A 23,897-nucleotide genomic window follows, 5' to 3' on the forward strand; every position below is an offset into this window, starting at 1 on the left:
ACGGGGTGGCCTGTCGGTGAATCTCCGTGCCTACCGGCGGTTCTTCACAGTCGTTCGCCAGTTCCTCCCGCTGGCGATCGCCTACGCGCGCGACCGCCGTCGCTATCTCCTCGTTGGATCGAGTCGTCGCGTCACGCCCGAGCAGCGCCGCCAGCGTGCACAGGTGTTGCTCGAAACGCTGCTGACGCTCGGACCGACGTTCATCAAACTCGGGCAACTGCTGTCGACCCGACCGGACGTCCTCCCGCCGGAGTACGTCGAGGAGTTCTCCAAACTGCAAGACCGGGTCCCGCCCGCCGACTGGGAGCGGGCTCGTGAAGTCATCGAATCGGAGATTGGACCCGTTTCGGAGGCGTTCAGCGACTTCAATACCGAATCGATCAGCGGGGCTAGCCTCGGGCAGGTCTACTACGCTGAAGTCGATGGCGACCCCGTCGCGGTGAAAGTGCGTCGACCGGGCGTCGAGGACCTCGTCGAGGCCGATCTCCGGGTGATCCGGTGGACGCTTCCGGTCGTGATGTACTTCGTCGACGATTCCCGGTCGTTCTCCCTGGAGACGCTGGCCGACGAGTTCGCCACGACGATCCGCGAGGAGATGGATTACGGCCGCGAGGCCGAGATGCTGACCGAGATCCGCTCGAACTTCGCCGAGGAAGACCGGATCGCCATCCCGCCGGTCGTCGAGAGCCACTCGACCGGGCGCGTGCTCACGATGGAGTACATCCCGGGCACGAAAATCGACGATATCGACACGCTCGACGAGAAGGGGATCGACCGGACGCAACTCGCGGAGACTCTCGAGCGGGCGTACTTCCAGATGATCGTCGAGGACGGTGTCTTCCACGCTGATCCCCACCCGGGCAATCTCGCTGTCCAGGACGACGGGACGCTCGTGTTCTACGACTTCGGGATGAGCGGTCGGGTCGACCCGTTCATCCAGGAGAAAATCGTCGAGTTCTACACTGCGGTCGCCGAGCAGGACATCGACGCGATCCTCGACGCCCTGATCGAGATGGGAACGCTCTCACCCGAGGCCGACCGGCAGGTGATGGCCGACGTGATGGAACTGGCTATCGCCGACGCCCGCGGGGAAGACATCGAACAGTACCGGGTGCAGCAGATCGTCCAGCAGGTCGAGGACACGATCTACGAGTTCCCGCTTCGCCTGCCGGCGAATCTCGCGCTCGTCCTCAGGGTCGCGACCGTCGTCGAGGGGGTCTGCGTGACGCTCGACCCCGACTTCGATTTCATCTCGGTCGCGACCGACTTCCTCCGGGAGGAAGGGTATTTCGAGGAGAGCGCCCGACAGTTCGTCCGCGACCGGGCAGGCGAGGTTCAGGACGCCGCGCGCTCGACGATGCGGATCCCGCCGAAACTCGAATCCGCGCTCGATCGCATCGAACGCGAGGAGTTCTACGTGCGGGCCGACATCGAGGACTCCGATGACCTGCTCGACGTGCTCGCCGGGCGGATCGTCCTCGGACTGCTATTGGCGAGTGGGATCGCCTCGACCGCGCTACTGTTCGCGCTCTCGACGATCGAGGCGACTGCCGTCGCCGGAGCCGGTAGTCTCGTCGCTGCGGTCTTGCTCTATCGCTCGTTCCGCAAGCAGCGCGGAATCCGGGCGAAACCGCAGTTCACCCGCCAGCAGATGCGCCAGCCCAGCGGCGGATCGGACAACGGCCCCCCGCTCGGTCCGTTCGACGGCGAAGACGCCGACGAGTGATCCTCCGGTCGCCTCGTTCGCGGCGACCTACTCCTGTGGATCCAGATACGCGAAGCGGATCGCCTTCGCGCCGGCCCCCGATAGCTCCTCGTACGCCAGCAGTTCGAGCAGCGCGAGCAGTCCCGGCAGGGCGAACACGAGCACGAGCGGCGAGAGCGCGAAGATCGGAACGACCGTCACAGCGATCGCGACGACGATCTGGATGATCGAGTACGGAACGTTCGACCCCAGCGACGACCAGGCCAGTCGCAGACCGCCGATAAAGCCCGGCCGGTCGGACTTGTCCTCCCGAACGACGATGTCGGCGGCCCGAAACAGCAACACCAGGACGATCACGACGGCGTAGAGGCCGAGTACGCTCACGATCAGTGACTGGACCGACTCGCCGAACAGCGCGAGCCGGATGTATATGTAGCCCCCGAACAGCGCCACGAGGATGACGACCGTGTACGGGATTCCATACCGCAGATACGTCCAGATCGAGCCGACGAAATGTGACGCCCGGCCCGCCACCGAGTCCGGCGCGCCGCCCCCGGTTCCGGTGTGAGAGACCGACGCGTAGAAGGCGTCCATCAGCGCCAGCAGTGCGGGCCCGATGGTGATAATCGACAGCGAGGCCATCGAGTACAGCACGCTCAACACGACGATAGTCAGCGCATCACTGATCGCGATCCGACCGAAACTCCGGAGGACGAGCATCGGATCCGGCGGTCCGTCGTCGCGCAGGCTCATTTCCGGGTAGTTCCAGCCAGGGATTGAAATGGACTCCGAATCGTCCGGAGTTACTGTTTTGCGTCCGGCGATCGTACATCCGGCCGCCATGTCCGAGTTCGAGACCTACACCTGCGAGCACTGTGGTGAATCGTTCCGCGCACACCCGAGCGCGAACGCCGCCGAAAACGGGTACTGCAGTCCGGCCTGCGAGTCGGCCGGGAAGTCCCTCTAGCTGTCGTCGGGTCGGTAGTTGGGTGCTTCGTCGGTGATCATCACGTCGTGGGGGTGGCTCTCCTGGTGGCCTGCACTGGAGACGCGGACGAATTCCGAGCGCTGTTTGAATTCGGGGATCGTCTCGGCGCCGACGTATCCCATCCCCGACCGCATGCCGCCGACCAGCTGGTGCAGTTCCGACGCGAGCGACCCCTTGTACGGCGTCGCGGCCTCGACGCCCTCGGGAACGTACTCCTCCTCGTCCTGGTCGTCGACGTCCTTGAGATAGCGCTCGCCACCGCCCGAGGACATCGCGCCGACGCTGCCCATCCCGCGGTACTGCTTGTACTTCTTGCCGTTCATCGTGATGACTCGGCCGGGTGCCTCGTCGGTCCCGGCGAAATACGAGCCGAGCATGACCGCGTCCGCGCCGGCCGCGATGGCCTTGATGGCGTCGCCCGAATAGCGGATGCCGCCGTCGGCGATTACTGGCACGTCGTGCTGGGCGGCGACGTCTGCGACCTCCGTGACGGCCGTGATCTGGGGCATCCCCGCTCCGGAGACGACCCGCGTGGTACAGATCGATCCGGGACCGATCCCGACTTTCAGCCCGTCGGCGAAGTCGACGAGGTCCTCGGCAGCCTCCCGAGTGCCGACGTTACCGACGACGACGTCGGCTTCGACCTTCGATTTGATTTCGCGGGCGCTCTCGACGACGTTTAGGTTGTGGGCGTGGGCACAGTCGATGAAGACGACGTCGGCGCCGGCCTCGTCGGCGGCGACTGCCCGCTCCTGCTCGAAGGGGCCGACGGCGACCCCACAGCGGAGCGAGCCGTCATCGGCGCGCGCGGCGTCGTCGTACTCCCGACGCTGGAGGATCCCCTGCATCGTGATGAGTCCGACCAGCCGGTTCTGCTCGTCGACCAGCGGGACGCGTTCGATCTTGTGCTCGTACATTAGCTCCAGGGCCTCGCGAGGCGTGACGTCTTCGGCGGCCGTGATGACCTCGTCGGTCATGGCTTCCCGAACCTCGTCCGCCTCGCCGACCTCCAGGTACGGCCGGATGTCCGTCCCCGAGATGATCCCGAGCACCTCGTCGTCCTCGTCGACGACCGGCGCGCCGGAGACGCCCCGCTCCTGCATCATCGCGTCGACCTCCCGGACTGTCTGGTCCGGTCGTGCGGTCACGACGTCGCGGATGACGAGTTCGTCCGCGCGCTTGACGCGCTCGATCTCGGCGACCATCCGGTCGATGTCCATATTCTGGTGGATGACCCCGAGCCCGCCCTGTCGGGCCATCGCAATCGCCATGTCGCTCGTCGTGACAGTGTCCATCGCCGCCGACAGCACTGGGACCTGCAGCTCGACGTTTTTCGAGACGCGTGTCGATAGATCCGCCTCGTCGGGTTCGACGCGGCTCTCCTTGGGCCTGAGAAGCACGTCGTCAAAGGTCAACGCTTCCGGTACGTCCAGTTTCGCCGAGAAAGGCTGTGGATCGTTCGCCATGTAAACGGTCCGCCTCGCCCTCCCAAAAACGTTGCGAGACGCGAACGTTCTGTGACCTGTTGGCAAGGTCGTCACCGGCCCACAGAGATGTCCGCACCCGAACAGATCTCCCGTCTCCAACAACTGCAGAACTATTAGGAATAATCATTATCGTTTACGAGTGCGCGGTTTCCCGGCGAATAGTGATCTATATCTCTGGAATAACGGCTTGTCTTTCGGACGTGTGTCTGTGGCTTGCGGCCAATTCTCACACAACGCTTTTACTCATTTGAGACGATTGTTCATGTATGGACTCCGTCAGTCCCACCACGCCGACGGGTATCAGCGTCCAGATGCAGCTCGCGGACCCGTGTTCGAATACATTCTGCAAATCGGTGGGCAATTTCGACCGCAATCGGGCGGACTGGGCGGAGTTCACACGCGTCTTTCGGGCTCGACCGCGGTACCGGCGGCGCGTGCGTGAGTACCCACAGGCCACGGGAGACGGCCCTGCCGCCTGATGAGTAGCTCTCAACACCCGATCGCGCTCGCCATCGAGCGGCAAGTCGGTGGTGCCACGCGGTTGCTAGCGACGGTCATGTGTCTGCCGCTGGTCGACGGCCTGTTCCCGGCACTCGTCCTCGCGGGTGCGATCGACGGCCCGCTCGGGATTCTGGAAGTCGGCCTGCTGGTCTTCGGCGGGAGCGCCACCGTCGCCGTCATCCTCGCGGACATGGAGGGTGGACCGCGCGAGCAAGTGCCGAAGATCCTCGCCGTCGGTGCCGTTCTCGTGACCGTTGCCGGGATCGAGGCGGCGATCGCACCGACCATCGAGAGCGTCCTCGATCTCGAGGTGTTCAAGCGGTTCGCCGCGGTCGTGATCCTCGCGGTCGCCGCCAAAACTGCCAGCTCGCGGATCGGTGATCTCATGCCCAGGCCCGCCATGATCGTCGCGCTCGGTCTGCTCGCGAGCGTCGACCCGTCCAACGCGACGGTCGTCGTCTCGACGGATATCGGACTCGTCGCTCGCGGAGTGGCCGCCGGCCTCGTCGGCGTGACCTTCGCGCTGCTGGTCGCCGTCGCCGGGCCGCGGCTCCGCCGGATCGTCGATCTGGATCGCTTCCGGTTCGGGAGTGCAGTCGCACTCGGCTTGCTCCCGCTGTCGATGTTCGGGCTCGTCCCCGGCAACGTCCCCATCGCGTTGATCGTGCTGGCGCTGACGGCGCTGCTGGCGTTCGATCCCGACGGGTCTCGCCCCCGTTCCCAGTCGAATCCCGCCGTCACGAACGGCGGTCGCGAGGACACCTCCGACGGCGACACCTTCGACGTCGGCGACGACGACGGCTATCAGGCCCCCTGGCTCTGATCGACGATCGGAGGCGCGACGTCGCCGGCGGTAGCCAGTGTGCCCGGCGAGCCACTGCCGGGAAGGGAACACTTAGGATTGTCCTCGCCAACGTCCGGATATGAGTCAGAACCGCGTCGTGCAGGGTCGGATGGTCACGCCGAAGCGACTGGCCGAGTTGGTCGAGGGCGAGGACGTGATGGACGCCGAGGCGATCGAAGATACGGACCGGACGTGTCCCGAGTGTGGCGGTGACGTCATCTCCGTCGGCTACATGCCGACAGTCACGGAGTTCGTCACCGGCTACAAGTGCCAGGACTGCGACTGGTCCGAGACTGACCGCGAGTGACGGGAACCGAAATCCCTTTAGGGGGATTGTTCTTACGGGAGTGTGCGGGGTCGTGGCCAAGCCCGGCATGGCGACTGACTCCAGAGGCAACGGTGCCCGGGACGAAACTCCAGACTGATATACTGAGCGACCGACTGATCATCGGTCGCGCTGATGACCCTCTGGAGTTCCGAGGCGCCAACCGGAGATATCAGTCGATCGGGGGTTCAAATCCCTCCGACCCCACATCCTTATTCCATCCAGACGAAACCGCCAGACAGCGGTGCTTCTGTGATTGTTGATTTAAATGAACAAAGGGTATTGAATCCGGGACGATATGAACCCCTTAGCGATGGGGGCGGCCGCCCTTCCCGTAGTTAACAGGATATGAGATAGAAGATATATTTGCTGGTAATATCATTTCTGATTTGGATAGTTCTGTGGCAAAAGCAATATTATAATAGATGTGATACCGTTAGCTATGTCAGTTCCGAGTCAAAGTATCGATCCAATCTATACAGTTGTCACACCAATTCAGTATCCTGACAAGTCAGGACACGCAACTGGATTTTTCTTTTCTATAGGGGAACAGACCTATCTTATAACCAACTATCACGTTGTCGCAAATGAAGATGGTGCTCCAATCTCAGATACAATTAGGATATTAACCCGTCCTTCAAGACAAGATATTACAAAAGTTAATCATCGCGATATTAAATTACATTCTGGGGGTGAACCATCCTGGCTGGAACATCCAAAAGGGAGAGATATTGATGTAGTTGCAATCCCCCTGGATCTGGATGTTGATTTCGATAATATTGGAACCCACTATCTAAGCTATACTCAACTTAAGCCAGATGATATTATATTGAAACCTGGACAAGAAGCAATGGTCATAGGGTACCCAATACGAGGAAATTCGCCGTATCTTCCAGTGAGTAGAAATGCAGTAATTGCCAGTCCATATGGAGCACCGTTCCAAGGTCTGCCGTGTTTTGCAATTGATGCTGATATGCACTCCGGTACAAGTGGGAGTCCAGTGCTTACTCGTCCATCACCAATCCAGCATACTGAGGACGGGCCTGTCGTTGGTGGTCGCCAGCAGATGCATTTTATTGGGATTCACTCTGCGACGATGCAATCAAATCATAATCCTTCTGAAGGCCCGCTCAATCTGAACACAGAGTGGTATGCCGAGCTGATAAAAGAGATAACAAAGTCTGAGTAGAAAGGCGTTATAGTAACTCCACATACCGACGCCGCCCTTCTCGCTTGTCTTCGTGCGTTCTCGCGTCGTAGTGTTTCTCCAACACCTCAACGCTCACATCCACCCGCTCAGCGAGAGCTTCCTTCGGCCAGCCACGTTTGAGATGATGCGTTATCGAACCACGCCGAATTGGATGTAATGACTTCGAAGATGGACATTGCATCGCCTTCTTGTTGTTCACATAGGCTTCACAAGCGTCGATTTTCCGACCGTGCGGACAATTCCCTGAGTAAATACACGGCCTCGTGTACCGATTGATTGCCTTGTATGCCCGCTGTCTGGAGAGGCGTTTGTAGTCAGTACAGAACAGAGGTGTACGCCCGTACTCGTCGGCCAAGTCCTTGTGATGATGGCTGAGGTATTTTACCAGTATTTTGGCTGACCGCTCGCTGATTGTGACATTACGTTCGCTTTTCTTCCCATTTTTGAGCGCGGTCCCCTGTTCGGGCCGATCCCGAAACTTGAGATACGGATTCGGATCAGGGTTCTCCGCTGTTGGTTCCGGGTTATGAACGAAGTCTTCAACATCAAACGCCATCGCGCCACTGATGCGACACGCAGTCTCCCACATCACCTCGAACAATGTATGATAGAGAGTAGCATATTCGTATGTATCCAGATGCTCCAGCATTTCTTCGGCCTGCGCGAGCGGGAGCTTCTCGCTGGACACCATTTTGGATTCTGCTACGTTGGGGATCGTGAGCTTGCCTGCTAATCCATCCTGTGCGATCTCCTTATCCTCACACCAATTGAGAAAATGACGGATGTGTTTGCAGTTCGTTTTCAGGGTAGCATCAGAAATGTCCTCCCGCTTTCGGCGTAGTCGCCACTGTTCAAGATGAAAACCGTCCACGTCGGCCATCGAGTCAATATCTGCCTCGTCCAAGAACTCGATAAAGTGCTTGGTCGGGTAGCGGTATGCCCTGACGCTTGATTGTTTGATCTCACCGTGCTTCGATTCAAGGAACAACTCGCGTGCGTATTTCGGTTCTATCGATCGTGTCATAGGTCTGTCTCCCTATGACCGCAAGCAGTTCAGGCAGCATCTCCGCCAACTATCACCCGATCGGGAGTGAAACATCCCTCCGACCCCACTCCGTACTTATACCACGTTCTCAAACGAACGTAGTGTAGTCTGTGGGTTTTTCTGATTCTTGCAACACAATCTCCCAGCTGATCGCCATCCAGTCGAAGCCAGGTTTCAATCCCGAACTGGGATTGAAACTCGTCTGGACGTACAGAGACTTAATGAAGCGTCCCCTCGCGAACGTCCTCGTCGTACGCGAACAGGGCGTACCCCACCTCTGCAGGGGTATAGCCGGTTTCGGATGCGATTTCTCGGATCGGTTCGATCATCGTCACGTAGTCGGCCGCGTCGAACGATTCCTTGCGACCGTCGAGATACTCGAGGCGGTCGAGGCTCGCCCAGACGCGGGTATCGACCACGGCGTGGTGCTCGGGGTCTAATGCCGTGAGTACGGCCGAGGCCGTCGGCGCTTTGAACCCGCTGAGACCGGTCAACAGCTGTATCTTCGAGAAGTCCCCGTCGACTGTACGGACGTTCGCCGTCACCTCGCGACACCGCTCTGGCGGGTTGGATTCGACGTGATAGGCGCTCCGGGTCGAGTTCTCGTAGGCGAGGTCGTACAACTGATCGCGGGTGAGATACCCCTGTTCACGGTAGGTGGCACCGATCTCGTCCAGTCGCTCCGGGAGCACACCCTGGGTCCGTTCGTAGGCGTCGAGGTACGTATCGATGAGTTCGTCCACGGTGTCGGTGCTTGCGTCCCCGGGGTCTTGAACGCTATCCGAACGTTGACGTAGCCCCTCGACGAATTCGGCACAATGCTCTTGCAGGCCGGGCCGACGCTGACGATCGAGATCGCCGTCGTGTTTGCGATCGTCGCTGTCGCGGTGGTCCTGTTCGTCAGCGAGGCGATCCCGAGCGACATCACGGCGCTATCGGTGCTCGTCACGCTGGTCGTCCTGCGGGGCTACACCGGCGTCGACGCCGACGCAGCGCTCTCCGGCTTTGCCAGCACCGCGACGATCACGATCCTCGCAATGTACATCCTCAGTGCGGGCGTCCAGCGGACGGGCGTGGTCGACCGACTCGAACACGTCGTCGCACGGTACGCGGGCGACAGCCGAGGTCGACTGCTCGGCGCGACCGTCGGCATCACCGGGCCGCTGGCCGGCGTCGTCAACAACACGCCGGTCGTCGCGCTGTTTATCCCGATGATCACGGACCTGGCCGACCGGACCCACACCTCGCCCTCGAAGTTCCTCATCCCCCTGTCCTACGCGGCGATGCTCGGCGGGACGCTGACGCTGATCGGCACGTCGACGAACTTGCTCGCGAGCTCGATCGCGGCCGATCTCGGCGTGGCCGGCACGCCGTTCTCGATGTTTCAGTTCACGCCGCTGGGGCTGCTCGTGCTCGCGGTCGGCTCGGTCTACCTCTTGACGGTCGGACCGCTGCTGTTGCCATCCCGGATCGAACCCCACGACCTCACCGAGGAATTCGGTCTCGGGGGACGACTCTCCCGGGTGTACGTCCCGGAGTCGTCCTCGCTGGTCGGGCTCACGCCGGCCGAAGCGCGCACGGACGCGGTCAAGATCCTGCAGCTACTCCGGGGCGACGAGACGTTCGTCGCTGCCCGTACCGACCGGTCGATACAGGCCGGCGACGTGCTGACGATCCGGGCGAAAACGCCGGTCGCCGAGTCGTTCGTCGACGTGGCCGGGCTCCGTCGGCTGCCACAGGCTGAGGTGACCGAGGAGGAGTTGGCACTGGGTTCAGGCCGGGGGACGCTCGCGGAGGTGATCGTTCCGGCCGGGTCGGGACTGATCGGGCAGGCGGTCGGCGACGCTCGCCTGGAGGAACGATTCGACGCGACAGTACTGGCCGCTCGCCGCGGCGGATCGCTCGTCGTCGAAGACGTCGCCGACGTGGTGCTCTCTGGAGGGGATGGGCTGTTGCTCTATGCGACCCAGAGCGGGATCGACCATCTCGAAGAGGCGGGGGAGTTGCTCGTCACCGAGGCCGTCGGCGACGGACTCTCGGAGCCGGAGCCGATCGACTGGCGCGAGGCGGGGCTCGCTATCGGGATCGTCCTCGGCGTAATCGGGGTCGCCGCGGCCGATCTGCTCGCCATCCCGGTCGCGGCGCTCGGGGGCGTCGTGGCGATGGTCGTCTTCGGCATCATCGATCCGGAACGGGCCTACGCGGCCGTCAACTGGGAAGTGATCTTCCTGCTCGCGGGCGTGATCCCGCTCGGGCTGGCGATGGATCGGACCGGTGGAGCGGCGTACCTCGCTGCGCACATCACCGACGTGTCGACAGTGCTGCCAGCGATCGGGACGGTCGCGCTGTTCTACCTGCTGACCGGGTTGCTCGCGAACCTCATCACGCCGGTCGCCAGCGTCGCGCTGGTGTTGCCGATCGCCGTCTCGACGGCGACGGACCTCGGTGCGAACGCGTTCGCGTTCGTGCTTGCGGTCACGTTCGCGGGTTCGACGGCGTTCATGACGCCGATGGGCTATCAGACGAACCTGATGGTCTACAGCCCGGGCGGGTACAGGTTCACCGACTACGTGCGGATCGGTGCGCCGTTGCAGTTGCTGCTGGCCGTGGTGACGACGCTGGGTATCGCGGCGATCTGGGGCGTGTGATCGGCACCACATAGAGCCGGACTGGAGGGCATATTCCTTTGTGATCGGAGCGCTAACTGTCGACGATGACAATCCTGGTGCCAGTCGCGAGCGGCCCCCTCCGGGATCGGGTGCTCGAAACGGCGATCGATCTGGGACGGGCGCTGGAGGAAGATCTCTATATCGTCCATCTGGTCGACGAGGAGACGGCCGACGGGACCGCAAAGCGGATCCGAGACGAGATACGCGACCGCGTCCAGTCCGCGGACGTGGCCGCGACGGTCTCGCTCGAATACGTCGGGCACGGCCTCGCCCGCTCGCGCTCCCGCATCGGACAGGACGTGATCGAACTGGCCGCTGACGTGACCGTGACGCACATCGTGATGGGGCACACACCGAAGGGACTGCTCGAGGAACTCACCCGCGGCAGTGCCGCGCAGGCTGTCATCGACGCCGCCAGCGTTCCCGTCACCGTCGTCTCGGATACGGGCGAGACGAGGCAGTAACGAGGCGACGATCCCTGTTCATCGACAGGCCACTGCTTCAGCGGTGGGTAGCTGACGCAAGCGGTTCTGCAGGTCTGTCCAGATCGTACGTTTCCCGGAGCGTGTCGGCGAAGTGACCGCCCTTCTCGAGCGCGATCGTCACGACGACGAACGCACCGTCGGCTGGCCGGAGGACGAACGCTTCACGCGGGGCCGGTTCGTCGGACTCGTTGACGCGGTCGACGAGTGGCTCGAGCGGGCGCGATCCGTCCTCGAACTCCTGAAAGCGGTCGGCGCTACCGCTGTCTGCGAAGACGTAGCAGACGCCGTTGACTTCGTTGTCGGTGTTCCGGGTGAGGCGGCTGTTCATACTGTCGCCGCTGGCCCGTGCCTCCTCCCAGAGGTCCCGCGCGACCTCGAAGACGGGATCGATATCGTCTGCGAACGCATACAGCGTCGGTCGTCGCAGCGTGAAATCCTCGAGGTGCGGCCGTGGCTCCGACCACTCGAGATCGACGTCGAGCAGATATCCGGGCCGGAGACTGCCAGCGGACCCGTCACTATCGATTCTGACCTCGACCGGCTCGTATCGCTCCCGGTCGAACAGCCCCAGGACCCGCTCGTCGCTCCCGTGCGCTTGGTGGGGTCCGGTCAGCACCCGGGCCGGGCGTTGCTCGTCCATAGGGTCCGTTCACCCCCGACGGACAAAAGCGGCCGGTCCCGCAGGCTTTTGCCCCACCGCTCGATAGCGAGGGTATGGACGACATCAGGTTTCGCGATCCGGCTGGCACCGTTCGAAACGGGCGCTTGCACGACGATCACGTCCACTTCGGAGACGACGCGTACGACCTCGAAGCGGTGGACGTCCTCGAACCCGCGGAGCCGACGAAAATAGTCTGCGTGGGCCGCAACTACGCCAAACACGCCGAAGAACGCGGCGAGGACGTGCCCGACCGACCGCTGCTCTTTCTCAAGCCGCCCAACGCCGTTGCCAGCCACGGCTCGACGATCACACTCCCGGACGGCAAAGACCGAGTCGAACACGAGGCCGAACTCGCGGTCGTCATCGACGAACAGTGCAAGGACGTCGACCCCGAGGACGCCGAGGACGTGATCCGCGGCTACACCTGCTTCAACGACATCTCGAACCGCGACGACCAGTCGCGCGAGCAGAACTGGGTCCGGGGCAAGGCCTTCGACAACGCTGCCCCGATGGGTCCCGTGTTGGCCGAGGAGATCCCCGACGACGCCGCTATCGAACTCCGGGTCGACGGCGAGACGCGACAGTCCTCCTCGATCGAGCACTTCATCTTCTCGATTCCCGAGCTGATCGCCGAGATCTCGACCTACATGACGCTCGAACCGGGCGACGTGATCGCAACGGGAACGCCCGAGGGAGTCGGTCCGCTGACCGACGGCGATCACGTCGAGATCGAGATCGAGGGGATCGGCACGCTCGAACACGACGTGCGCCAGGACGTCTAGACTGGGACTGGAATGGAAACGCCTAAATTTAGGGTTGCCTAAATCCGTCGCGGATGGACACTGATCGACGCCCGTCCGACCGCGTGGACGTCTGTATCGTCGGGGCCGGACCGTCCGGCGCGCTCGTTGCCGACCGTCTCACGGCGGCAGGCTACGATGTCGTCGTGCTGGAAGCCGGCCCGCGGTTCGATCGCGAGCGGCGCATCGAGCGCATGGAGCGGTCGCTCCGTCCGGCGCACGCACCACAGTCGGTCTGGGACGTGGGCGGCGAGCGCGACGCCTACACCTCCTCGGGAGCGGACCACTACCCGCTGAATCGGACCCGGGTGAAGGGGGTCGGCGGGACGACCCTGGCCTGGCAGGGGATGGTCGTTCGACTGCACGAGCGGGATTTCGACGGCCGCAACGGGGGCGACCCCTGGCCAATCGCGTATGCCGATCTCCGGCCGTACTACGCCGAGGCGGAACGCGAACTCGGCGTCGCTGGAGCCGACGACAACCCGTTCGGGCCGCCCCGTGCGGAGCCGTTTCCGATGCCCGCGTTTCCACCCTCCCACAGCGACTCGATCTTCGCGGAGGCCTGTGAGTCCCTGGAGATCGCGACCCACTCGGCACCGAACGCTCGCAACTCCGAGGAGTACGACGGTCGCGGCGCGTGCGTGGGTTTCGGGACGTGCAAGCCGGTCTGTCCGACTGGGGCGAGATACGAGGCCGGCGTACACCTCGAGCGTGCACAGGCGAACGGCGCTCGCGTGATCGACCGCGCGCCGGTCCAGCGTCTCGAACACGACGCCGACCGAATCCAGGCGGCCGTGTACGCGACGCCCGACGGAACCGAACACCGTCAGGAAGCCCGGCAGTTCGTGCTCGCCGCCGGCGGCGTGGAGATCCCGCGACTGCTGTTGCTCTCCAAGAGCGACCACTATCCGGACGGATTGGCGAACTCCTCGGGGCTCGTCGGCCGGTACTTCACCGAGCATCTCGGGGCGCGCGTCGGCGGGACGGTCGATCGGCGCACTCGCCAGCACCACGTCGAGTTTATCACGACCGAATCCCACCAGTTCTACGACAGTGACGATCACCCCCCGATCAAGCTCGAACTGGTGAACTACGCCGGCCAACCGCCGGCCCGGACCGCGGCGGAAGCCGACCACTGGGGCGACGACCTGCTGGCGACGCTACGCGAGACGTACGGAAACACCCTCGAAGTCGCCGGGCTCGTCCAGCAGGAGGCCAGACCGGACAACCGGATCACACTCGATCCCTCCCGCACGGACGATCACGGCAATCCCGTCCCCGACGTCCAGTGGTCGATCAGCGACCGCGACCGCCGGACGGTCGAACGGGCCACCGAGATCCAGCGGTCGATCCTCGGGGAACTCGACGCCGACATCGAGTGGGTCGTCGGCCCGGACGCGACGGGACCGGCCGCCCACCACATGGGAACCACACGAATGGGGGCTGATCCGGCGACGAGCGTCGTCGATCCACAGTGTCGGACCCACGATCTGGACAACGCCTGGATCGCCTCCAGTAGCGTCTTCGTCACCGCGGGCGCGATGAACCCGACGCTGACGATCGCGGCACTCGCGTTGCGGATCGGGGACCGCCTCGAAGAGACGCTGTCGCAGCGATAACCTCTATTTCGACCAGACGTGCTGCTCGGCCGACCCGGCGCGTCAGAACCACTGTGAGAGCAGCGACTCGGTGCCGTTCCGGTGGGCGACTAGAATCGGCTTCGATCCCGCGTTTTCCACGACGCTATCCGCCGTCGATCCGAACAGAAACCGCCTGAGTTTCCCTTTTTCGGGTGCACCGAGGACCGTCAGATCGTGTCGCTCCGATCGATCGATGATCGCTCGCGCCGGCTCGGCGTCGTGTTCTACGTGATACGTAACGTCGATATCGTCGTCGATGCGGTAGCTGTATGCGTCCAGTAGTTTCGTCGCGTCGTTCCGCTGTTGGGCAGTGGCGTCCTCGCGGATTACGTGAAACAGCTCGATGCGACTGTCGTATGCGGTCGCGACCGCCTCGGCGACCCGAGTCGCGATTCCCGAGTGGGGTCCCCGGTCGACCGGGACCAGCACTGTCTCGGGTGACTCGAACCTGTCCATCCGCGTCCCGACGAGCGTGTGACAGTCGAGTCCGGCAGTCTCGTCGGCCCCTCCCTGATGGAAAAAGCTCTCTTCCTCGGCGTCGACGAGCACGCTCGTGACCTCGTGTGTCTCGACAAACGAACCCAGGAGATCGGGTGAAAACACCTCTCGCCGCTGGACGACGGGGATCTGGAACGCTTGCTTGACCGCCAGCTTCGCCTCGGCATCCTTGCGAATCGCGTCGGGATCGGTCGTCGCGTCCGCCTCGACGGCGTGGAGCAGATACAGCTTTCCGTCCGTTCCGAAAGCGATACTGCCACCGAGGAGGCTCGTCTCAGTCCGGTTAGCTGCCTCCCGAAACGGGACGAGGACACGCTGTTCCTCCGACGGCCATTCCATGTCTTTGTGATCCAGTGGCTGTGGCCACGGGCACCCGTCCGAATTGACGCTCATTGGTTCCCATCTCGAATACAATCCTATAAGTTCACCTATCGATCTGTGTCTCGGTATCTGACGGTCTGTGACTAGCTCTCGTGAGTTCGGACACGTGAGCAAGCGACAACCCTCGGAAGTCCGCCAGCGCCCTCATAGCGTTCCGGCAGCGAGCAGGCCGGCGTCGACGAGCAGCAGCGTTGCGACGACCGTCGCAGCGAGGAAGAACGGTCGGGCGTTGCGGGCCGGCTCGCGCACCTTTTGCCGTCCGGTCCCGTCGGTCAGTTTGCCCGCACCGACCTCGACGAGCCCCATCAGGATGACCCAGAGGGCGATCATCCCGACGAGGAGGTATCCGCGCGTCGTCTCGAAAAGGACCGTCGTCTCGGTATAGTCGAGCACCATCGCCATCCGGACGCCGGTCAGCGCCAACAGTACGGCACTGATCCGCGAGAGGCGTTTCACCCGGCCCGTGATCGAGCCGAGGGGCCCGGCGTCGAGACCGCCGTCACGTGCAAGCGGCAGTATCGCCCACGTCACGAAGACGACCGCGCCGGTCCAGAGGCCGGCGAACAGCACGTGCAACGCGTACAACCCGGCGAGTTCAGGATCCATAGTCGCGTTCGAGGGCGGCGCGTCCTTGAATGTGGAGGGTTTACAGTTCGCCCGCGGATTCGGTCCGGTCGGAGATATCTTCGACGCTGAGATGATCGAGCAGGTTGACGAACGACCCGGGGTCGGGCACCAGGAAGATCCGGATCTTGAACGCGGCGTCCTCGTCGGCGACGTCGATCATCGAGTCGAGCACGATCGACAGCGCGTCCCGCCGGACGTGCGAGAGTGTCTCCTCGGCGACGACCTGGCCGTTGGAGTACTGCAACTCCGGGGTCTCCATATCGATGGTCGTCCCGAGCGTGTTCGCGATTCCGTCGATGAACCCCGAGGTGAGGATGTTGCACATCTCCTGGAGAGCGCTTTTCTGGAGCTGGTTGAAGCCGTTCTCGACGGGCGAGCCGGTCATCAGCGTCGCGATCTCGACGGCGGTCTCGGTCGGGAACGTCAGCAAAAAGACGCCGTACGGTGGTTCGCGCAAGTCGATCGACGCGCTGTAGATCTCGTCGGTGCCGATCTCGGCGGCGATGTCGGCCGGTTCGACAAACGAGAGGCTCTTGATCTCGACGTTCGCCTCGACGTCCGCGAGCGACGACAGCGATCGCGTGACGTTCTCGGTCCCCCGTTTCATCAGCGTGTTTATGATCCGGAGCTTCCGGATGTCGATCAACAGCGGCATTCCCTACCCGTGAGTCAGCGCCCCGCGTGGTAGTCGTTTCGGTAAGCCTTGGCCGGTGACCATTCAATGACGATTTGCCCGCCACACCGGTACGTCGCACGACGCCTTGAGCACGCTTAAGACCCGCCGCCCGCTTGCCCCGAGTATGGAACCACGGGACCTCTCGATGCACTCGGTCTATCGGGCGGGACGGGGAGTCGAGGAAGTCGCCCGGGACTTGGGGCTGGACCCGGACGAACTCATCAAACTCTCCTCGAACGAGAACTCCCTCGGCCCCTCGCCGAAGGCCGTCGAGGCGATCAGGAACGTTGCCGAGGACGTCCACTACTATCCGAAATCCTCTCATACCGACCTGATCGCGGAACTCGCCGAGAAGTGGGCGGTCGAGGACGAACAGATCTGGCTGGCAAACGGCGGCGACGGCGCGCTCGATTACCTCTCGCGTGCGTTACTGGAACCCGGCCAGGCCGTGCTCGTGCCCGATCCGGACTTCACGTATCACGGGATGAGCGCCAAATACCACCACGGCACCGTCGAGACGTTCGACCTCTCGGAGGCCGACGGCTTCCACCAGTCGCCCGAGCGCGTGCTGGATGCCTACGACGGGCACCGAATCGTCTACCTGACGAGCCCGCACAACCCGACCGGCTCGGAGGTCACCATCGACGAGGTCGAACGGATCGCCGAGGCGACCGACGAGCAGACGCTGGTCGTCGTCGACGAGGCTTACGAGCCGTTCAGCGAACGGGAGAGCAAGATTGACCTCGTCCGCGAGCGAGACGACGTGGCCCTGCTCCACTCGTTCTCGAAGGCATACGGGCTGGCCGGGATCCGGCTTGGCTACGCGATCACCCCCGAGGAGTGGGGCGACGCCTACGCCCGCGTGAACACGCCCTTCGCCGCCAGCGAGATCGCCTGTCGGGCCGGACTGGCCGCGCTCGAGGACGATACGTTCCTCGAGGAGACGATCGAGACCGCCCGCTGGGGACGCGAGTACATCCGCGAGCATCTCGACGCGACGACCTGGGAGAGCGGCGGCAACTTCGTCCTCGCTGAGGTCGGGGACGCCGAGGCGGTGGCCGAGGCCTGCCAGCGCGAGGGCGTCATCGTCCGGGATTGTACGAGCTTCGGTCTGCCCGAGCACATCCGGATCACGACCGGAACGCGTGCGGAGACGCCCCGGGCCGTCGAGACGATCAACGAGGTACTCGCCGACGTTCGAGGGGATCGCCCGTGAGAGTCGCCGTCACCGGGACGCCCGGGACCGGGAAGACGACCGCGACGGAGTTGCTTGCGTCGGATTTCGAGGTGGTGCACCTCAACGAGGTCATCCGCGAGCAGGAACTGACGACGGGCCACGACGACGAGCGTGACACCCTGGTCGCCGATCTGGACGCCGTCGAGTCGTGGCTCGGCGATCGCGAGGACGTCGTCGTCGAGTCCCACCTGGCTCACGAGTTCGACGCCGACAGGGTGGTCGTCCTGCGGTGTGCACCCGACGTGATCGAGCGTCGGCTTCGCGAGCGTGGCGAGTCCGCGGAGTCGGCCCGGGAAAACGCCGAGAGCGAAGCGCTGGACGTCATCCTGGGCCACGCGGTCCAGAACCACGGTGAGGACAGCGTCTACGAGATCGAAACGACCGATCGCTCGCCCGAGTCGGTTGCGGCGGCGATCGAGGCCGTGATCGCCGGCGAGCGCGAACCGAGTGCCGGCACCGTCGATTACACCGACTACCTATGACGCTCGACAAATACCGATCGCTCGCGGATCGCGTATTGAACCCGTTCGTCACCCTCGCCGCAAAACTCGGCCTGACGCCCAACGGCGTGAGCGTGCTTGCAATCGTCGTCGCCGCCGCGGCCGCGGGAGCGTTCTATCTCGGCGGCGAGCAGCCGATCTTCTACGGTGTGGGTGCCCTGCTCGTGTTCCTCAACGGCGGGCTCGATCTGATCGACGGCGCGCTCGCCCGTCGGCTCGAGATGGCCTCCGAAGCCGGAGATCTGCTCGATCACGTCCTCGATCGCTACGCCGACATCATCATTCTCGTCGGGCTCGCGGCGGGGATCGGCCGGTACGACATCGGCCTCGCCGCGGTGACCGGTGTCCTGATGACCTCGTATCTCGGGACCCAGGCCCAGGCGGTCGGGCTGGATCGCGTGTACGGTGGACTGCTCGGTCGTGCCGATCGGCTCGTGCTGATCAGTATCGTCGGAGCGATCGCGGTGGTCGTAACCGAACCGATCCAGGGGTTCACCGTCGTCGGCTGGTTGCTGATCGTCTTCGCCGTCGTGGGCCATCTCACCGCGCTCCAGCGGTTCTACTACGCGATGGGCGACCTTCGGTGATCGGCGCTTGACCCCGTTGTCGGTAACGGGAGCCTTTATCAACGGCGGGCCAGTAGCCGTCGAGTATGCACGATCCACAGGCGGGGCCGGAGTTGCCCCACTCCACCGGAGGCCGGCGGATGGAATCGGCCTTCGATCCCGAACTGGGCTCGCTCCCCAGCGGCGAGCGCGACGAGGACGCCGTCAACAAGACCGGGACGACGACCATCGGTATCGCGACTGCGGACGGCGTCGTCGTCGCGACCGATCGGCGGGCCAGCCTCGGCGGCCGGTTCGTCTCGAACAAGGACGTCCAGAAAGTCGAGCAGATCCACCCGACCGCCGCGCTCACGCTCGTCGGCAGCGTCGGCGGCGCACAGTCGTTCATCCGGACGCTACGCGCGGAGGTCAACCTCTACGAGACGCGCCGCGGGAAGGGTATGAGCATGCAGGCACTCTCGACGCTGGCGGGCAACTTCGCTCGCGGCGGGCCGTTCCTGGCGATCAACCCGATCCTGGGCGGTATCGACGAGGAGGGGAGCCACGTCTACAGCATCGACCCCGCCGGCGGCGTTATGGAGGACGACTACACCGTTACGGGATCCGGATTGACTGTCGCATACGGGACCCTCGAGGACCGGTACGAACCGGACATGAGCATCGAGCAGGCCACCGAGGTCGCCGCCGTCTCGATCGAGGCGGCCGCCGAGCGCGACACCGGATCGGGCAACGGGCTCTGTGTCGCCGAAGTCACCGAGGACGGTGTCGATATCACGACCTACGACGACTACGACATCTAGGATCCACGACGTGCGACAGCAGCGCGTACGACCGTTTTGTAGTTGATTGTGTCTCTCCAGTCGCGCTCCAGCCGATAGCCTATTTGTGTCTCCGAAGTAACGCCGGATATGGGTCTGTTCGGAACGGCCGGGATACGAGGTTCCGTCGAGGAGACTGTCACGCCTGAACTCGCGCTGTCGGTCGGTCGTGCGGTCGGCCGCGAGGCGGACACTGTTGTCGTCGGACGGGACGGCCGCCAGTCCGGTGTCGCGCTGGCTGCGGCTGTCGAGGCCGGCCTGGAGAGTGCCGGCGCTCGGGTCGTCCGACTCGGGCAGGTACCGACGCCGGCGCTGGCGTGGGCATCACGCGGCCGGTACGGTATCATGTTGACGGCGAGCCACAACCCGCCGGCGGACAACGGGATCAAGCTGTTCGTCGACGGCGTCGAGTTCGACGGCGACGCCGAGGACCGGATCGAGCGACGCGTCGAGAGTGGCCTCGAGCCGGCACCCTGGGACGAGTGGGGGACCGTCGAACGCGCGGACGTGTTAGGGACGTACAGAGGGACGATCGCCGACTACGCCGATGGCCACGGCGAGCCGCTGGATGGCCTCACCGTCGCGATAGACTGTGGCAACGGGATGGCGTCGCTGGCGACGCCGCAGGTCCTCCAGGAACTCGGCGGCGACGTGCGGGCGCTCAACGCCAACGTCGACAGCCACTTCGACGCCCGTGGCAGCAAACCCACGCCGGAGACGCTGACCGGATTGCGCTCGTTCGTCGCGGACAACCCGGACGTCGATCTGGGGATCGGCCACGACGGTGACGCCGACCGGATCGTCATCGTCGACAGCGACGGCGGGATCGTCCACGAGGACACCGTGCTGGCGATCCTGGCCGAACACTACACGCGTGCCAGCGACGCGGCCGACCCGGTCGTCCTGACGACGCCCAACGCGTCCGGCCGGATCGACGAACGGGTCGAAGCCGTCGGCGGTCGCGTCGAGCGAACCGGTCTCGGTGTGCTTCACGAGGGCATCGCGGCGATCCGGGCCGACGCCAGCGAGGACACGGAGATCGTCTTCGCCGCCGAACCCTGGAAACACATCCATCCCACGTTGGGCGGGTGGATCGACGGCGTTGCCAGCGCGGCGGTGTTCGCCCGTCTCGTCGCCAACGTCGGCCTCGACGCGCTGCGGCAGCCGGTGACCGACCGGCCCTACCGCAAGGATCCCGTGCGCTGTCCGGACGAGCACAAGTCGGCAGCGATGGATGCCCTCGAAACGCAGTTGCCCGAGGCGTTCCCCGACGCCGAGGTGTCCCTGGAGCACGGCGTGCGTCTGTCATTCCCTGACGGGTCCTGGACGCTCGTCCGGCCGAGCGGGACCGAACCGTACGTCCGCGTCTACGTCGAGAGCGAGGACGTCGAGGCGATGCTCGCGGACGTCCAATCGGTCGTCGCAGACGCTGTCGAAGACGTGCGAGGCCCGTGAGATCACACGAACTGGTCGAGAGCATCCGTTACGGCTTCGATGTCGTCGATGTGGTCGGGATCGAAGCGCATCGCTGATCGGTACCAGTCGCTGCGCGTGATCGCAAGTTCGCCCTCAGTGTGCTCGTACCCATCGATCGTCTCCCATTCGTGTAGCGTCGCCTGCAGGAAAATCCCCTCGTCGGTGATCTCGGCGGACTGTTTCTGGTCAGTGAACAGGTTGAGCCACACCGGGAGCATAGCGGGCAGCCAGACGAACGCCGTCAGATCAGTCTCACCGCCGATCACGACGATACTGGCGATGGCAACGGCGACCACTACGAAGAGGGCGCTGACGGCGTATTTCGCCTGTCTTCGCACTTTTGCGGGCGGTCCAGCTTCGAAGGAAACGAGCGTCGTCAGTTCCTCCTGTAGTCGGTTCTGTCGAATTTCGTGGCCGAGCAGGAGCGCGACGAGCCATACGAGGGCAGCGACCGATCCGAAAAACCACGGGCTGACGAACAGTGAAACGGCCGACTCAGCGCGTGTAATGGCTGGAACGAGCCACGCCAGCGGGAGCAGGAAGCCAGCGATACCGCGGGGCGCCGTGTGGACGAACTGCTCGGGTTCTCGGATGTCAGTCGCGACCAGTCCGACGACTGCACCGACGCCGCCGCCAGCCACGAACAGCGCCCACTCGTTGCCTGGGAGCACCGATCCGATGGGACCGACCAACAGCGTCGCGTACAGTATCAGTGTCGCTCGGAGGGCAAACCGTCGCATCGTGCAGCCCTGACGGACTGTCCGGACGAAAAGCTATCGGGACCCAGCCTATTTCCCGCTTCGCTCGGACTGGTCGCTATGGACAACCTCACCGAACGCGCTCGCGAGGCGGCGTCTTCCTCGTATACGCCATATTCTGAATATCCGGTCGGCGCAGCCATCCGAACGGCTGACAGCACCGTGTTCACCGGGTGTAACGTCGAGAACGAAAACTACACGAATAGCGTTCACGCCGAGGCGCTGGCGATCAGCAACGCCGTCCAGGCCGGCCACCGAGAGTTCGACGCGGTCGCCGTCTCCTCGGGCGAGCGCGACGGCGTCACGCCCTGTGGGACGTGTCGTCAAACCCTCGCGGAGTTCTGCGGGGACGACTTGGAGATTCACTGTGACGAAGGCGAGACGACCGCCACGTACACGCTGGGCGAACTGCTCCCGGAGCGTTGACCGACCAGCGTCACTCGCCCTTGCTTTCGCCGTGTGGTCCGGGAGGGCCTTCGAACCCGGTTTCCATCATTTCACATTCCCCATTTTGGTTGATCCGAAGCCGTCCCTGGTACCCGCACGTCCCGTTGTTGTTGTACTTGCAGCGCGTGCAGCGACATTCCAGATCCTTACCCGAACCTGTGAACGACATACACGATATTACGGGCGGAGATCCTTGGAAGCGGCGGCGACTGTAGAATGGTGGCCCCCACCCTACTGACTATGTATGGCTACGAAAGCGCGATCTGAGAACTGGCAGCAATTCAGAGTTGCGTAGACCGCCTTAGCTATCGGGAACGACCTTTTCTTCGCCGTCGAAGTGCGCGGAGTTGTCCTGTGGGTCATAGCCCAGCGCCTCGCGGGCGCGCTTGATGGAGTAGTACTTACGGTCGTTGTCGGAGATGCCGTAGACGATCTCGAAGTCGTAGTCGGCCTCCAGGGCCCGCTGGTGAATGTGTGCACAGTCGGGATAGGAGAGCCACATCGCCTGGCCGCGCTCGTAATCGATCGGTGGATGCCCCTTGGTGAGGTTCCCGATCCGGATGTTGCAGACGTCGATACCGTAGGTGTCGTGATAATATCGGCCGAGCACCTCGCCCGTCGCTTTCGAGACGCCGTAGAGATTGCCCGGACGGGGTAGTTCGGTTCCGTCGAGCAAGAATTCGTCGTCCTCGCGGTACATCTCGGGCGTGCGCTGGTCGGTCTCGAAGGCGCCGACGGCGTGGTTCGAGGAGGCGTAGACGAACTTCTCGACACCCTCGTCGACAGCGGCCTCGTAGATCTTCTGGGTGCCGTCGATGTTGTTCTCCAGGACGCTGTCCCAGGAGGCTTCCGGCCGGGGGTCGCCGGCGAGGTGGATGATCGCTCCGACGCCCTCGACGGCCGCCCGGACGAGCGCTTCGTCGGTGACGTCGCCGATCATATACTCGTGGTCCGGTTCCTCGTCCGGCGGGCTATGCAAGAGCAGTCGCCACTCGTATTCTTCGGCGAGTCCGTCGAGGATCGCCTCGCCGACGCGACCGCCAGCACCCGTGAGCAGAACGGGATCGTCCATCGAGTGTATCTGTGCGACCGGTCAGTAAGTAAGATGCGGTTCGCCCCGCGAACGGCCCCTGTTGGACGATGCCATGCGGTCTCCGTCGGGTCGAAGCGCGTTTGGCGCTGGCCCGCGAGTGGACAGGTATGCCCACCGACGCCGAGCGGGCCTGCTTCGAGGCCGGGATCAAGTTCGGATCGCTGTACCACCAGTTCGCCGGCACGCCGATCAGTCCCGCGAGTGCCGACAGCCTCGCGACCGCGATGGAGGAGGCAATCGAGAACCAACCCTACTGTGAGTCCGTGACAGTCGGCATCCGGATGGGTGAACTCGCGGACGCGATCGAGGCGGGTAGCGCCGATTACACCGAGCTCACTGGGGCGTTTCTGGACGTCGAGCTGACGATTGCCTACGAGGGAACGACTGTTATCGCACGAATGGAGATGGAAGACGGGTACCCACTGATGCGGCTCGACGAAGTCAGGTGAAGCGATTGCGG

The 23,897-nt window shown here is 63.7% G+C and carries 27 protein-coding genes and 1 tRNA gene; 18 read left to right on the forward strand and 10 right to left on the reverse strand.

What is annotated here, in order from left to right; translation table 11 throughout:
- Positions 1 to 16 precede the first annotated feature (16 nt).
- Positions 17 to 1,726 carry an ABC1 kinase family protein gene (locus HSEST_RS04515; RefSeq protein ID WP_229122414.1) on the forward strand — a complete coding sequence of 570 codons (1,710 nt, stop codon included), beginning with the start codon at positions 17 to 19 and terminating at the stop codon, positions 1,724 to 1,726.
- Positions 1,727 to 1,753: 27 nt separating this feature from the next.
- Here HSEST_RS04515 and HSEST_RS04520 read toward each other — a convergent pair whose 3' ends face one another.
- On the reverse strand, positions 1,754 to 2,458 hold the full coding sequence (locus HSEST_RS04520; RefSeq protein WP_229122415.1) for a hypothetical protein: 705 nt from the start codon (positions 2,456 to 2,458) through the stop codon (positions 1,754 to 1,756).
- An 88-nt stretch (positions 2,459 to 2,546) separates the two neighbouring features.
- On the opposite strand from HSEST_RS04520, the gene HSEST_RS14520 reads away from it, so the two are divergent.
- Positions 2,547 to 2,672, forward strand: a complete 126-nt coding sequence (locus HSEST_RS14520) for a hypothetical protein (RefSeq protein ID WP_267491912.1) — start codon at positions 2,547 to 2,549, stop codon at positions 2,670 to 2,672.
- Here HSEST_RS14520 and guaB read toward each other — a convergent pair.
- A complete protein-coding gene (gene guaB, locus HSEST_RS04525; RefSeq protein WP_229122417.1) occupies positions 2,669 to 4,159 on the reverse strand; it encodes an IMP dehydrogenase in 1,491 nt (496 codons plus the stop codon). The genes HSEST_RS14520 and guaB overlap by 4 nt on opposite strands.
- A 287-nt stretch (positions 4,160 to 4,446) precedes the next feature.
- Between guaB and HSEST_RS04530 the strand changes: the two genes are divergently transcribed.
- The 5 genes from HSEST_RS04530 to HSEST_RS04550 all read left to right on the forward strand — a co-directional run bounded on the left by HSEST_RS04530 (position 4,447) and on the right by HSEST_RS04550 (position 7,039).
- Positions 4,447 to 4,659, forward strand: a complete 213-nt coding sequence (locus HSEST_RS04530) for a hypothetical protein (RefSeq protein WP_229122419.1) — start codon at positions 4,447 to 4,449, stop codon at positions 4,657 to 4,659.
- Positions 4,659 to 5,504, forward strand: a complete 846-nt coding sequence (locus HSEST_RS04535; RefSeq protein ID WP_229122420.1) for a DUF5794 domain-containing protein — start codon at positions 4,659 to 4,661, stop codon at positions 5,502 to 5,504. Before HSEST_RS04530 ends, HSEST_RS04535 begins: the two co-directional genes overlap by 1 nt.
- 100 nt (positions 5,505 to 5,604) lie before the next feature.
- A complete protein-coding gene (locus HSEST_RS04540; RefSeq protein ID WP_229122421.1) occupies positions 5,605 to 5,832 on the forward strand; it encodes a DUF5795 family protein in 228 nt (75 codons plus the stop codon).
- A gap of 46 nt (positions 5,833 to 5,878) precedes the next feature.
- A tRNA-Trp gene (locus tag HSEST_RS04545) sits at positions 5,879 to 6,057 on the forward strand.
- 235 nt (positions 6,058 to 6,292) lie between these two features.
- Positions 6,293 to 7,039, forward strand: a complete 747-nt coding sequence (locus tag HSEST_RS04550) for a S1 family peptidase (protein WP_229122423.1) — start codon at positions 6,293 to 6,295, stop codon at positions 7,037 to 7,039.
- A 7-nt stretch (positions 7,040 to 7,046) separates the two neighbouring features.
- On the opposite strand, the gene HSEST_RS04555 is transcribed toward HSEST_RS04550, so the two are convergent.
- Together HSEST_RS04555 and HSEST_RS04560 are read right to left on the reverse strand one after the other, a co-directional pair.
- Complete coding sequence (locus HSEST_RS04555) at positions 7,047 to 8,084, reverse strand: tyrosine-type recombinase/integrase (protein ID WP_229122425.1); 1,038 nt, start codon at positions 8,082 to 8,084, stop codon at positions 7,047 to 7,049.
- Positions 8,085 to 8,323: 239 nt separating this feature from the next.
- Entirely contained in the window at positions 8,324 to 8,848 is a 525-nt protein-coding gene (locus HSEST_RS04560; RefSeq protein ID WP_229122427.1) for a hypothetical protein, read from the reverse strand.
- Positions 8,849 to 8,923: 75 nt separating this feature from the next.
- Here HSEST_RS04560 and HSEST_RS04565 point away from each other — a divergent pair, with 75 nt between their 5' ends.
- Positions 8,924 to 10,753, forward strand: coding sequence for an SLC13 family permease (locus HSEST_RS04565; RefSeq protein WP_229122431.1), 1,830 nt, complete (start codon positions 8,924 to 8,926; stop codon positions 10,751 to 10,753).
- A gap of 65 nt (positions 10,754 to 10,818) precedes the next feature.
- The gene (locus HSEST_RS04570) at positions 10,819 to 11,238 is read left to right on the forward strand and encodes a universal stress protein (protein ID WP_229122433.1); all 420 of its coding nucleotides are present in this window, start codon (positions 10,819 to 10,821) and stop codon (positions 11,236 to 11,238) included.
- Between the two features lie 37 nt (positions 11,239 to 11,275).
- Here the strand turns inward: HSEST_RS04570 and HSEST_RS04575 are convergent, their stop codons facing one another.
- Complete coding sequence (locus HSEST_RS04575) at positions 11,276 to 11,899, reverse strand: DUF6663 family protein (protein WP_229122434.1); 624 nt, start codon at positions 11,897 to 11,899, stop codon at positions 11,276 to 11,278.
- 74 nt (positions 11,900 to 11,973) lie between these two features.
- Here HSEST_RS04575 and HSEST_RS04580 point away from each other — a divergent pair, with 74 nt between their 5' ends.
- Both HSEST_RS04580 and HSEST_RS04585 read left to right on the forward strand, forming a co-directional pair.
- Positions 11,974 to 12,702, forward strand: coding sequence for a fumarylacetoacetate hydrolase family protein (locus HSEST_RS04580; protein ID WP_229122436.1), 729 nt, complete (start codon positions 11,974 to 11,976; stop codon positions 12,700 to 12,702).
- 53 nt (positions 12,703 to 12,755) lie between these two features.
- Positions 12,756 to 14,339, forward strand: a complete 1,584-nt coding sequence (locus tag HSEST_RS04585) for a GMC family oxidoreductase (RefSeq protein ID WP_229122438.1) — start codon at positions 12,756 to 12,758, stop codon at positions 14,337 to 14,339.
- A 42-nt stretch (positions 14,340 to 14,381) separates the two neighbouring features.
- On the opposite strand, the gene HSEST_RS04590 is transcribed toward HSEST_RS04585, so the two are convergent.
- The 3 genes from HSEST_RS04590 to HSEST_RS04600 all read right to left on the reverse strand — a co-directional run bounded on the left by HSEST_RS04590 (position 14,382) and on the right by HSEST_RS04600 (position 16,521).
- Positions 14,382 to 15,251 carry a universal stress protein gene (locus tag HSEST_RS04590; RefSeq protein ID WP_229122440.1) on the reverse strand — a complete coding sequence of 290 codons (870 nt, stop codon included), beginning with the start codon at positions 15,249 to 15,251 and terminating at the stop codon, positions 14,382 to 14,384.
- Positions 15,252 to 15,383: 132 nt separating this feature from the next.
- Positions 15,384 to 15,845 carry a transporter gene (locus HSEST_RS04595; protein ID WP_229122442.1) on the reverse strand — a complete coding sequence of 154 codons (462 nt, stop codon included), beginning with the start codon at positions 15,843 to 15,845 and terminating at the stop codon, positions 15,384 to 15,386.
- 40 nt (positions 15,846 to 15,885) lie between these two features.
- Entirely contained in the window at positions 15,886 to 16,521 is a 636-nt protein-coding gene (locus HSEST_RS04600) for a chemotaxis protein CheC (protein WP_229122446.1), read from the reverse strand.
- A gap of 145 nt (positions 16,522 to 16,666) precedes the next feature.
- On the opposite strand from HSEST_RS04600, the gene hisC reads away from it, so the two are divergent.
- The 5 genes from hisC to HSEST_RS04625 all read left to right on the forward strand — a co-directional run bounded on the left by hisC (position 16,667) and on the right by HSEST_RS04625 (position 21,118).
- A complete protein-coding gene (gene hisC, locus HSEST_RS04605; protein ID WP_229122448.1) occupies positions 16,667 to 17,758 on the forward strand; it encodes a histidinol-phosphate transaminase in 1,092 nt (363 codons plus the stop codon).
- Positions 17,755 to 18,261 carry an adenylate kinase family protein gene (locus HSEST_RS04610; protein ID WP_229122449.1) on the forward strand — a complete coding sequence of 169 codons (507 nt, stop codon included), beginning with the start codon at positions 17,755 to 17,757 and terminating at the stop codon, positions 18,259 to 18,261. Before hisC ends, HSEST_RS04610 begins: the two co-directional genes overlap by 4 nt.
- Positions 18,258 to 18,866 carry a CDP-alcohol phosphatidyltransferase family protein gene (locus tag HSEST_RS04615; protein WP_229122451.1) on the forward strand — a complete coding sequence of 203 codons (609 nt, stop codon included), beginning with the start codon at positions 18,258 to 18,260 and terminating at the stop codon, positions 18,864 to 18,866. The genes HSEST_RS04610 and HSEST_RS04615 overlap by 4 nt, the downstream gene beginning before the upstream one ends.
- A gap of 119 nt (positions 18,867 to 18,985) precedes the next feature.
- Positions 18,986 to 19,645, forward strand: coding sequence for an archaeal proteasome endopeptidase complex subunit beta (gene psmB / locus HSEST_RS04620; RefSeq protein WP_418886542.1), 660 nt, complete (start codon positions 18,986 to 18,988; stop codon positions 19,643 to 19,645).
- Between the two features lie 108 nt (positions 19,646 to 19,753).
- Complete coding sequence (locus HSEST_RS04625; RefSeq protein WP_229122454.1) at positions 19,754 to 21,118, forward strand: phosphomannomutase; 1,365 nt, start codon at positions 19,754 to 19,756, stop codon at positions 21,116 to 21,118.
- Between the two features lie 2 nt (positions 21,119 to 21,120).
- On the opposite strand, the gene HSEST_RS04630 is transcribed toward HSEST_RS04625, so the two are convergent.
- On the reverse strand, positions 21,121 to 21,879 hold the full coding sequence (locus tag HSEST_RS04630) for a DUF5673 domain-containing protein (RefSeq protein WP_229122455.1): 759 nt from the start codon (positions 21,877 to 21,879) through the stop codon (positions 21,121 to 21,123).
- Positions 21,880 to 21,957: 78 nt separating this feature from the next.
- Between HSEST_RS04630 and cdd the strand changes: the two genes are divergently transcribed.
- Entirely contained in the window at positions 21,958 to 22,323 is a 366-nt protein-coding gene (cdd, locus tag HSEST_RS04635; protein WP_229122457.1) for a cytidine deaminase, read from the forward strand.
- A 322-nt stretch (positions 22,324 to 22,645) separates the two neighbouring features.
- On the opposite strand, the gene azf is transcribed toward cdd, so the two are convergent.
- On the reverse strand, positions 22,646 to 23,416 hold the full coding sequence (azf, locus tag HSEST_RS04640; RefSeq protein WP_229122459.1) for an NAD-dependent glucose-6-phosphate dehydrogenase Azf: 771 nt from the start codon (positions 23,414 to 23,416) through the stop codon (positions 22,646 to 22,648).
- A 128-nt stretch (positions 23,417 to 23,544) separates the two neighbouring features.
- Between azf and HSEST_RS04645 the strand changes: the two genes are divergently transcribed.
- Complete coding sequence (locus tag HSEST_RS04645; RefSeq protein ID WP_229122463.1) at positions 23,545 to 23,886, forward strand: dihydroneopterin aldolase family protein; 342 nt, start codon at positions 23,545 to 23,547, stop codon at positions 23,884 to 23,886.
- The last annotated feature ends 11 nt before the right edge of the window (positions 23,887 to 23,897 follow it).

Origin of the sequence: Halapricum desulfuricans (genome assembly GCF_017094465.1) — an archaeon.
Classification (GTDB): domain Archaea; phylum Halobacteriota; class Halobacteria; order Halobacteriales; family Haloarculaceae; genus Halapricum.

Excerpts from the sequence above, each read along its gene's own strand:
- HSEST_RS04520 (WP_229122415.1), bottom strand. The coding sequence starts at position 2,458 with ATGAGCCTGCGCGACGACGGACCGCCGGATCCGATGCTCGTCCTCCGG.
- HSEST_RS14520 (WP_267491912.1), top strand. The coding sequence starts at position 2,547 with ATGTCCGAGTTCGAGACCTACACCTGCGAGCACTGTGGTGAATCGTTC.
- guaB (WP_229122417.1), bottom strand. The coding sequence starts at position 4,159 with ATGGCGAACGATCCACAGCCTTTCTCGGCGAAACTGGACGTACCGGAA.
- HSEST_RS04530 (WP_229122419.1), top strand. The coding sequence starts at position 4,447 with ATGGACTCCGTCAGTCCCACCACGCCGACGGGTATCAGCGTCCAGATG.
- HSEST_RS04535 (WP_229122420.1), top strand. The coding sequence starts at position 4,659 with ATGAGTAGCTCTCAACACCCGATCGCGCTCGCCATCGAGCGGCAAGTC.
- HSEST_RS04540 (WP_229122421.1), top strand. The coding sequence starts at position 5,605 with ATGAGTCAGAACCGCGTCGTGCAGGGTCGGATGGTCACGCCGAAGCGA.
- HSEST_RS04550 (WP_229122423.1), top strand. The coding sequence starts at position 6,293 with ATGTCAGTTCCGAGTCAAAGTATCGATCCAATCTATACAGTTGTCACA.
- HSEST_RS04555 (WP_229122425.1), bottom strand. The coding sequence starts at position 8,084 with ATGACACGATCGATAGAACCGAAATACGCACGCGAGTTGTTCCTTGAA.
- HSEST_RS04565 (WP_229122431.1), top strand. The coding sequence starts at position 8,924 with ATGCTCTTGCAGGCCGGGCCGACGCTGACGATCGAGATCGCCGTCGTG.
- HSEST_RS04570 (WP_229122433.1), top strand. The coding sequence starts at position 10,819 with ATGACAATCCTGGTGCCAGTCGCGAGCGGCCCCCTCCGGGATCGGGTG.
- HSEST_RS04575 (WP_229122434.1), bottom strand. The coding sequence starts at position 11,899 with ATGGACGAGCAACGCCCGGCCCGGGTGCTGACCGGACCCCACCAAGCG.
- HSEST_RS04580 (WP_229122436.1), top strand. The coding sequence starts at position 11,974 with ATGGACGACATCAGGTTTCGCGATCCGGCTGGCACCGTTCGAAACGGG.
- HSEST_RS04585 (WP_229122438.1), top strand. The coding sequence starts at position 12,756 with ATGGACACTGATCGACGCCCGTCCGACCGCGTGGACGTCTGTATCGTC.
- HSEST_RS04590 (WP_229122440.1), bottom strand. The coding sequence starts at position 15,251 with ATGAGCGTCAATTCGGACGGGTGCCCGTGGCCACAGCCACTGGATCAC.
- HSEST_RS04595 (WP_229122442.1), bottom strand. The coding sequence starts at position 15,845 with ATGGATCCTGAACTCGCCGGGTTGTACGCGTTGCACGTGCTGTTCGCC.
- HSEST_RS04600 (WP_229122446.1), bottom strand. The coding sequence starts at position 16,521 with ATGCCGCTGTTGATCGACATCCGGAAGCTCCGGATCATAAACACGCTG.
- hisC (WP_229122448.1), top strand. The coding sequence starts at position 16,667 with ATGGAACCACGGGACCTCTCGATGCACTCGGTCTATCGGGCGGGACGG.
- HSEST_RS04615 (WP_229122451.1), top strand. The coding sequence starts at position 18,258 with ATGACGCTCGACAAATACCGATCGCTCGCGGATCGCGTATTGAACCCG.
- psmB (WP_418886542.1), top strand. The coding sequence starts at position 18,986 with ATGGAATCGGCCTTCGATCCCGAACTGGGCTCGCTCCCCAGCGGCGAG.
- HSEST_RS04625 (WP_229122454.1), top strand. The coding sequence starts at position 19,754 with ATGGGTCTGTTCGGAACGGCCGGGATACGAGGTTCCGTCGAGGAGACT.
- HSEST_RS04630 (WP_229122455.1), bottom strand. The coding sequence starts at position 21,879 with ATGCGACGGTTTGCCCTCCGAGCGACACTGATACTGTACGCGACGCTG.
- cdd (WP_229122457.1), top strand. The coding sequence starts at position 21,958 with ATGGACAACCTCACCGAACGCGCTCGCGAGGCGGCGTCTTCCTCGTAT.
- azf (WP_229122459.1), bottom strand. The coding sequence starts at position 23,416 with ATGGACGATCCCGTTCTGCTCACGGGTGCTGGCGGTCGCGTCGGCGAG.
- HSEST_RS04645 (WP_229122463.1), top strand. The coding sequence starts at position 23,545 with ATGCCCACCGACGCCGAGCGGGCCTGCTTCGAGGCCGGGATCAAGTTC.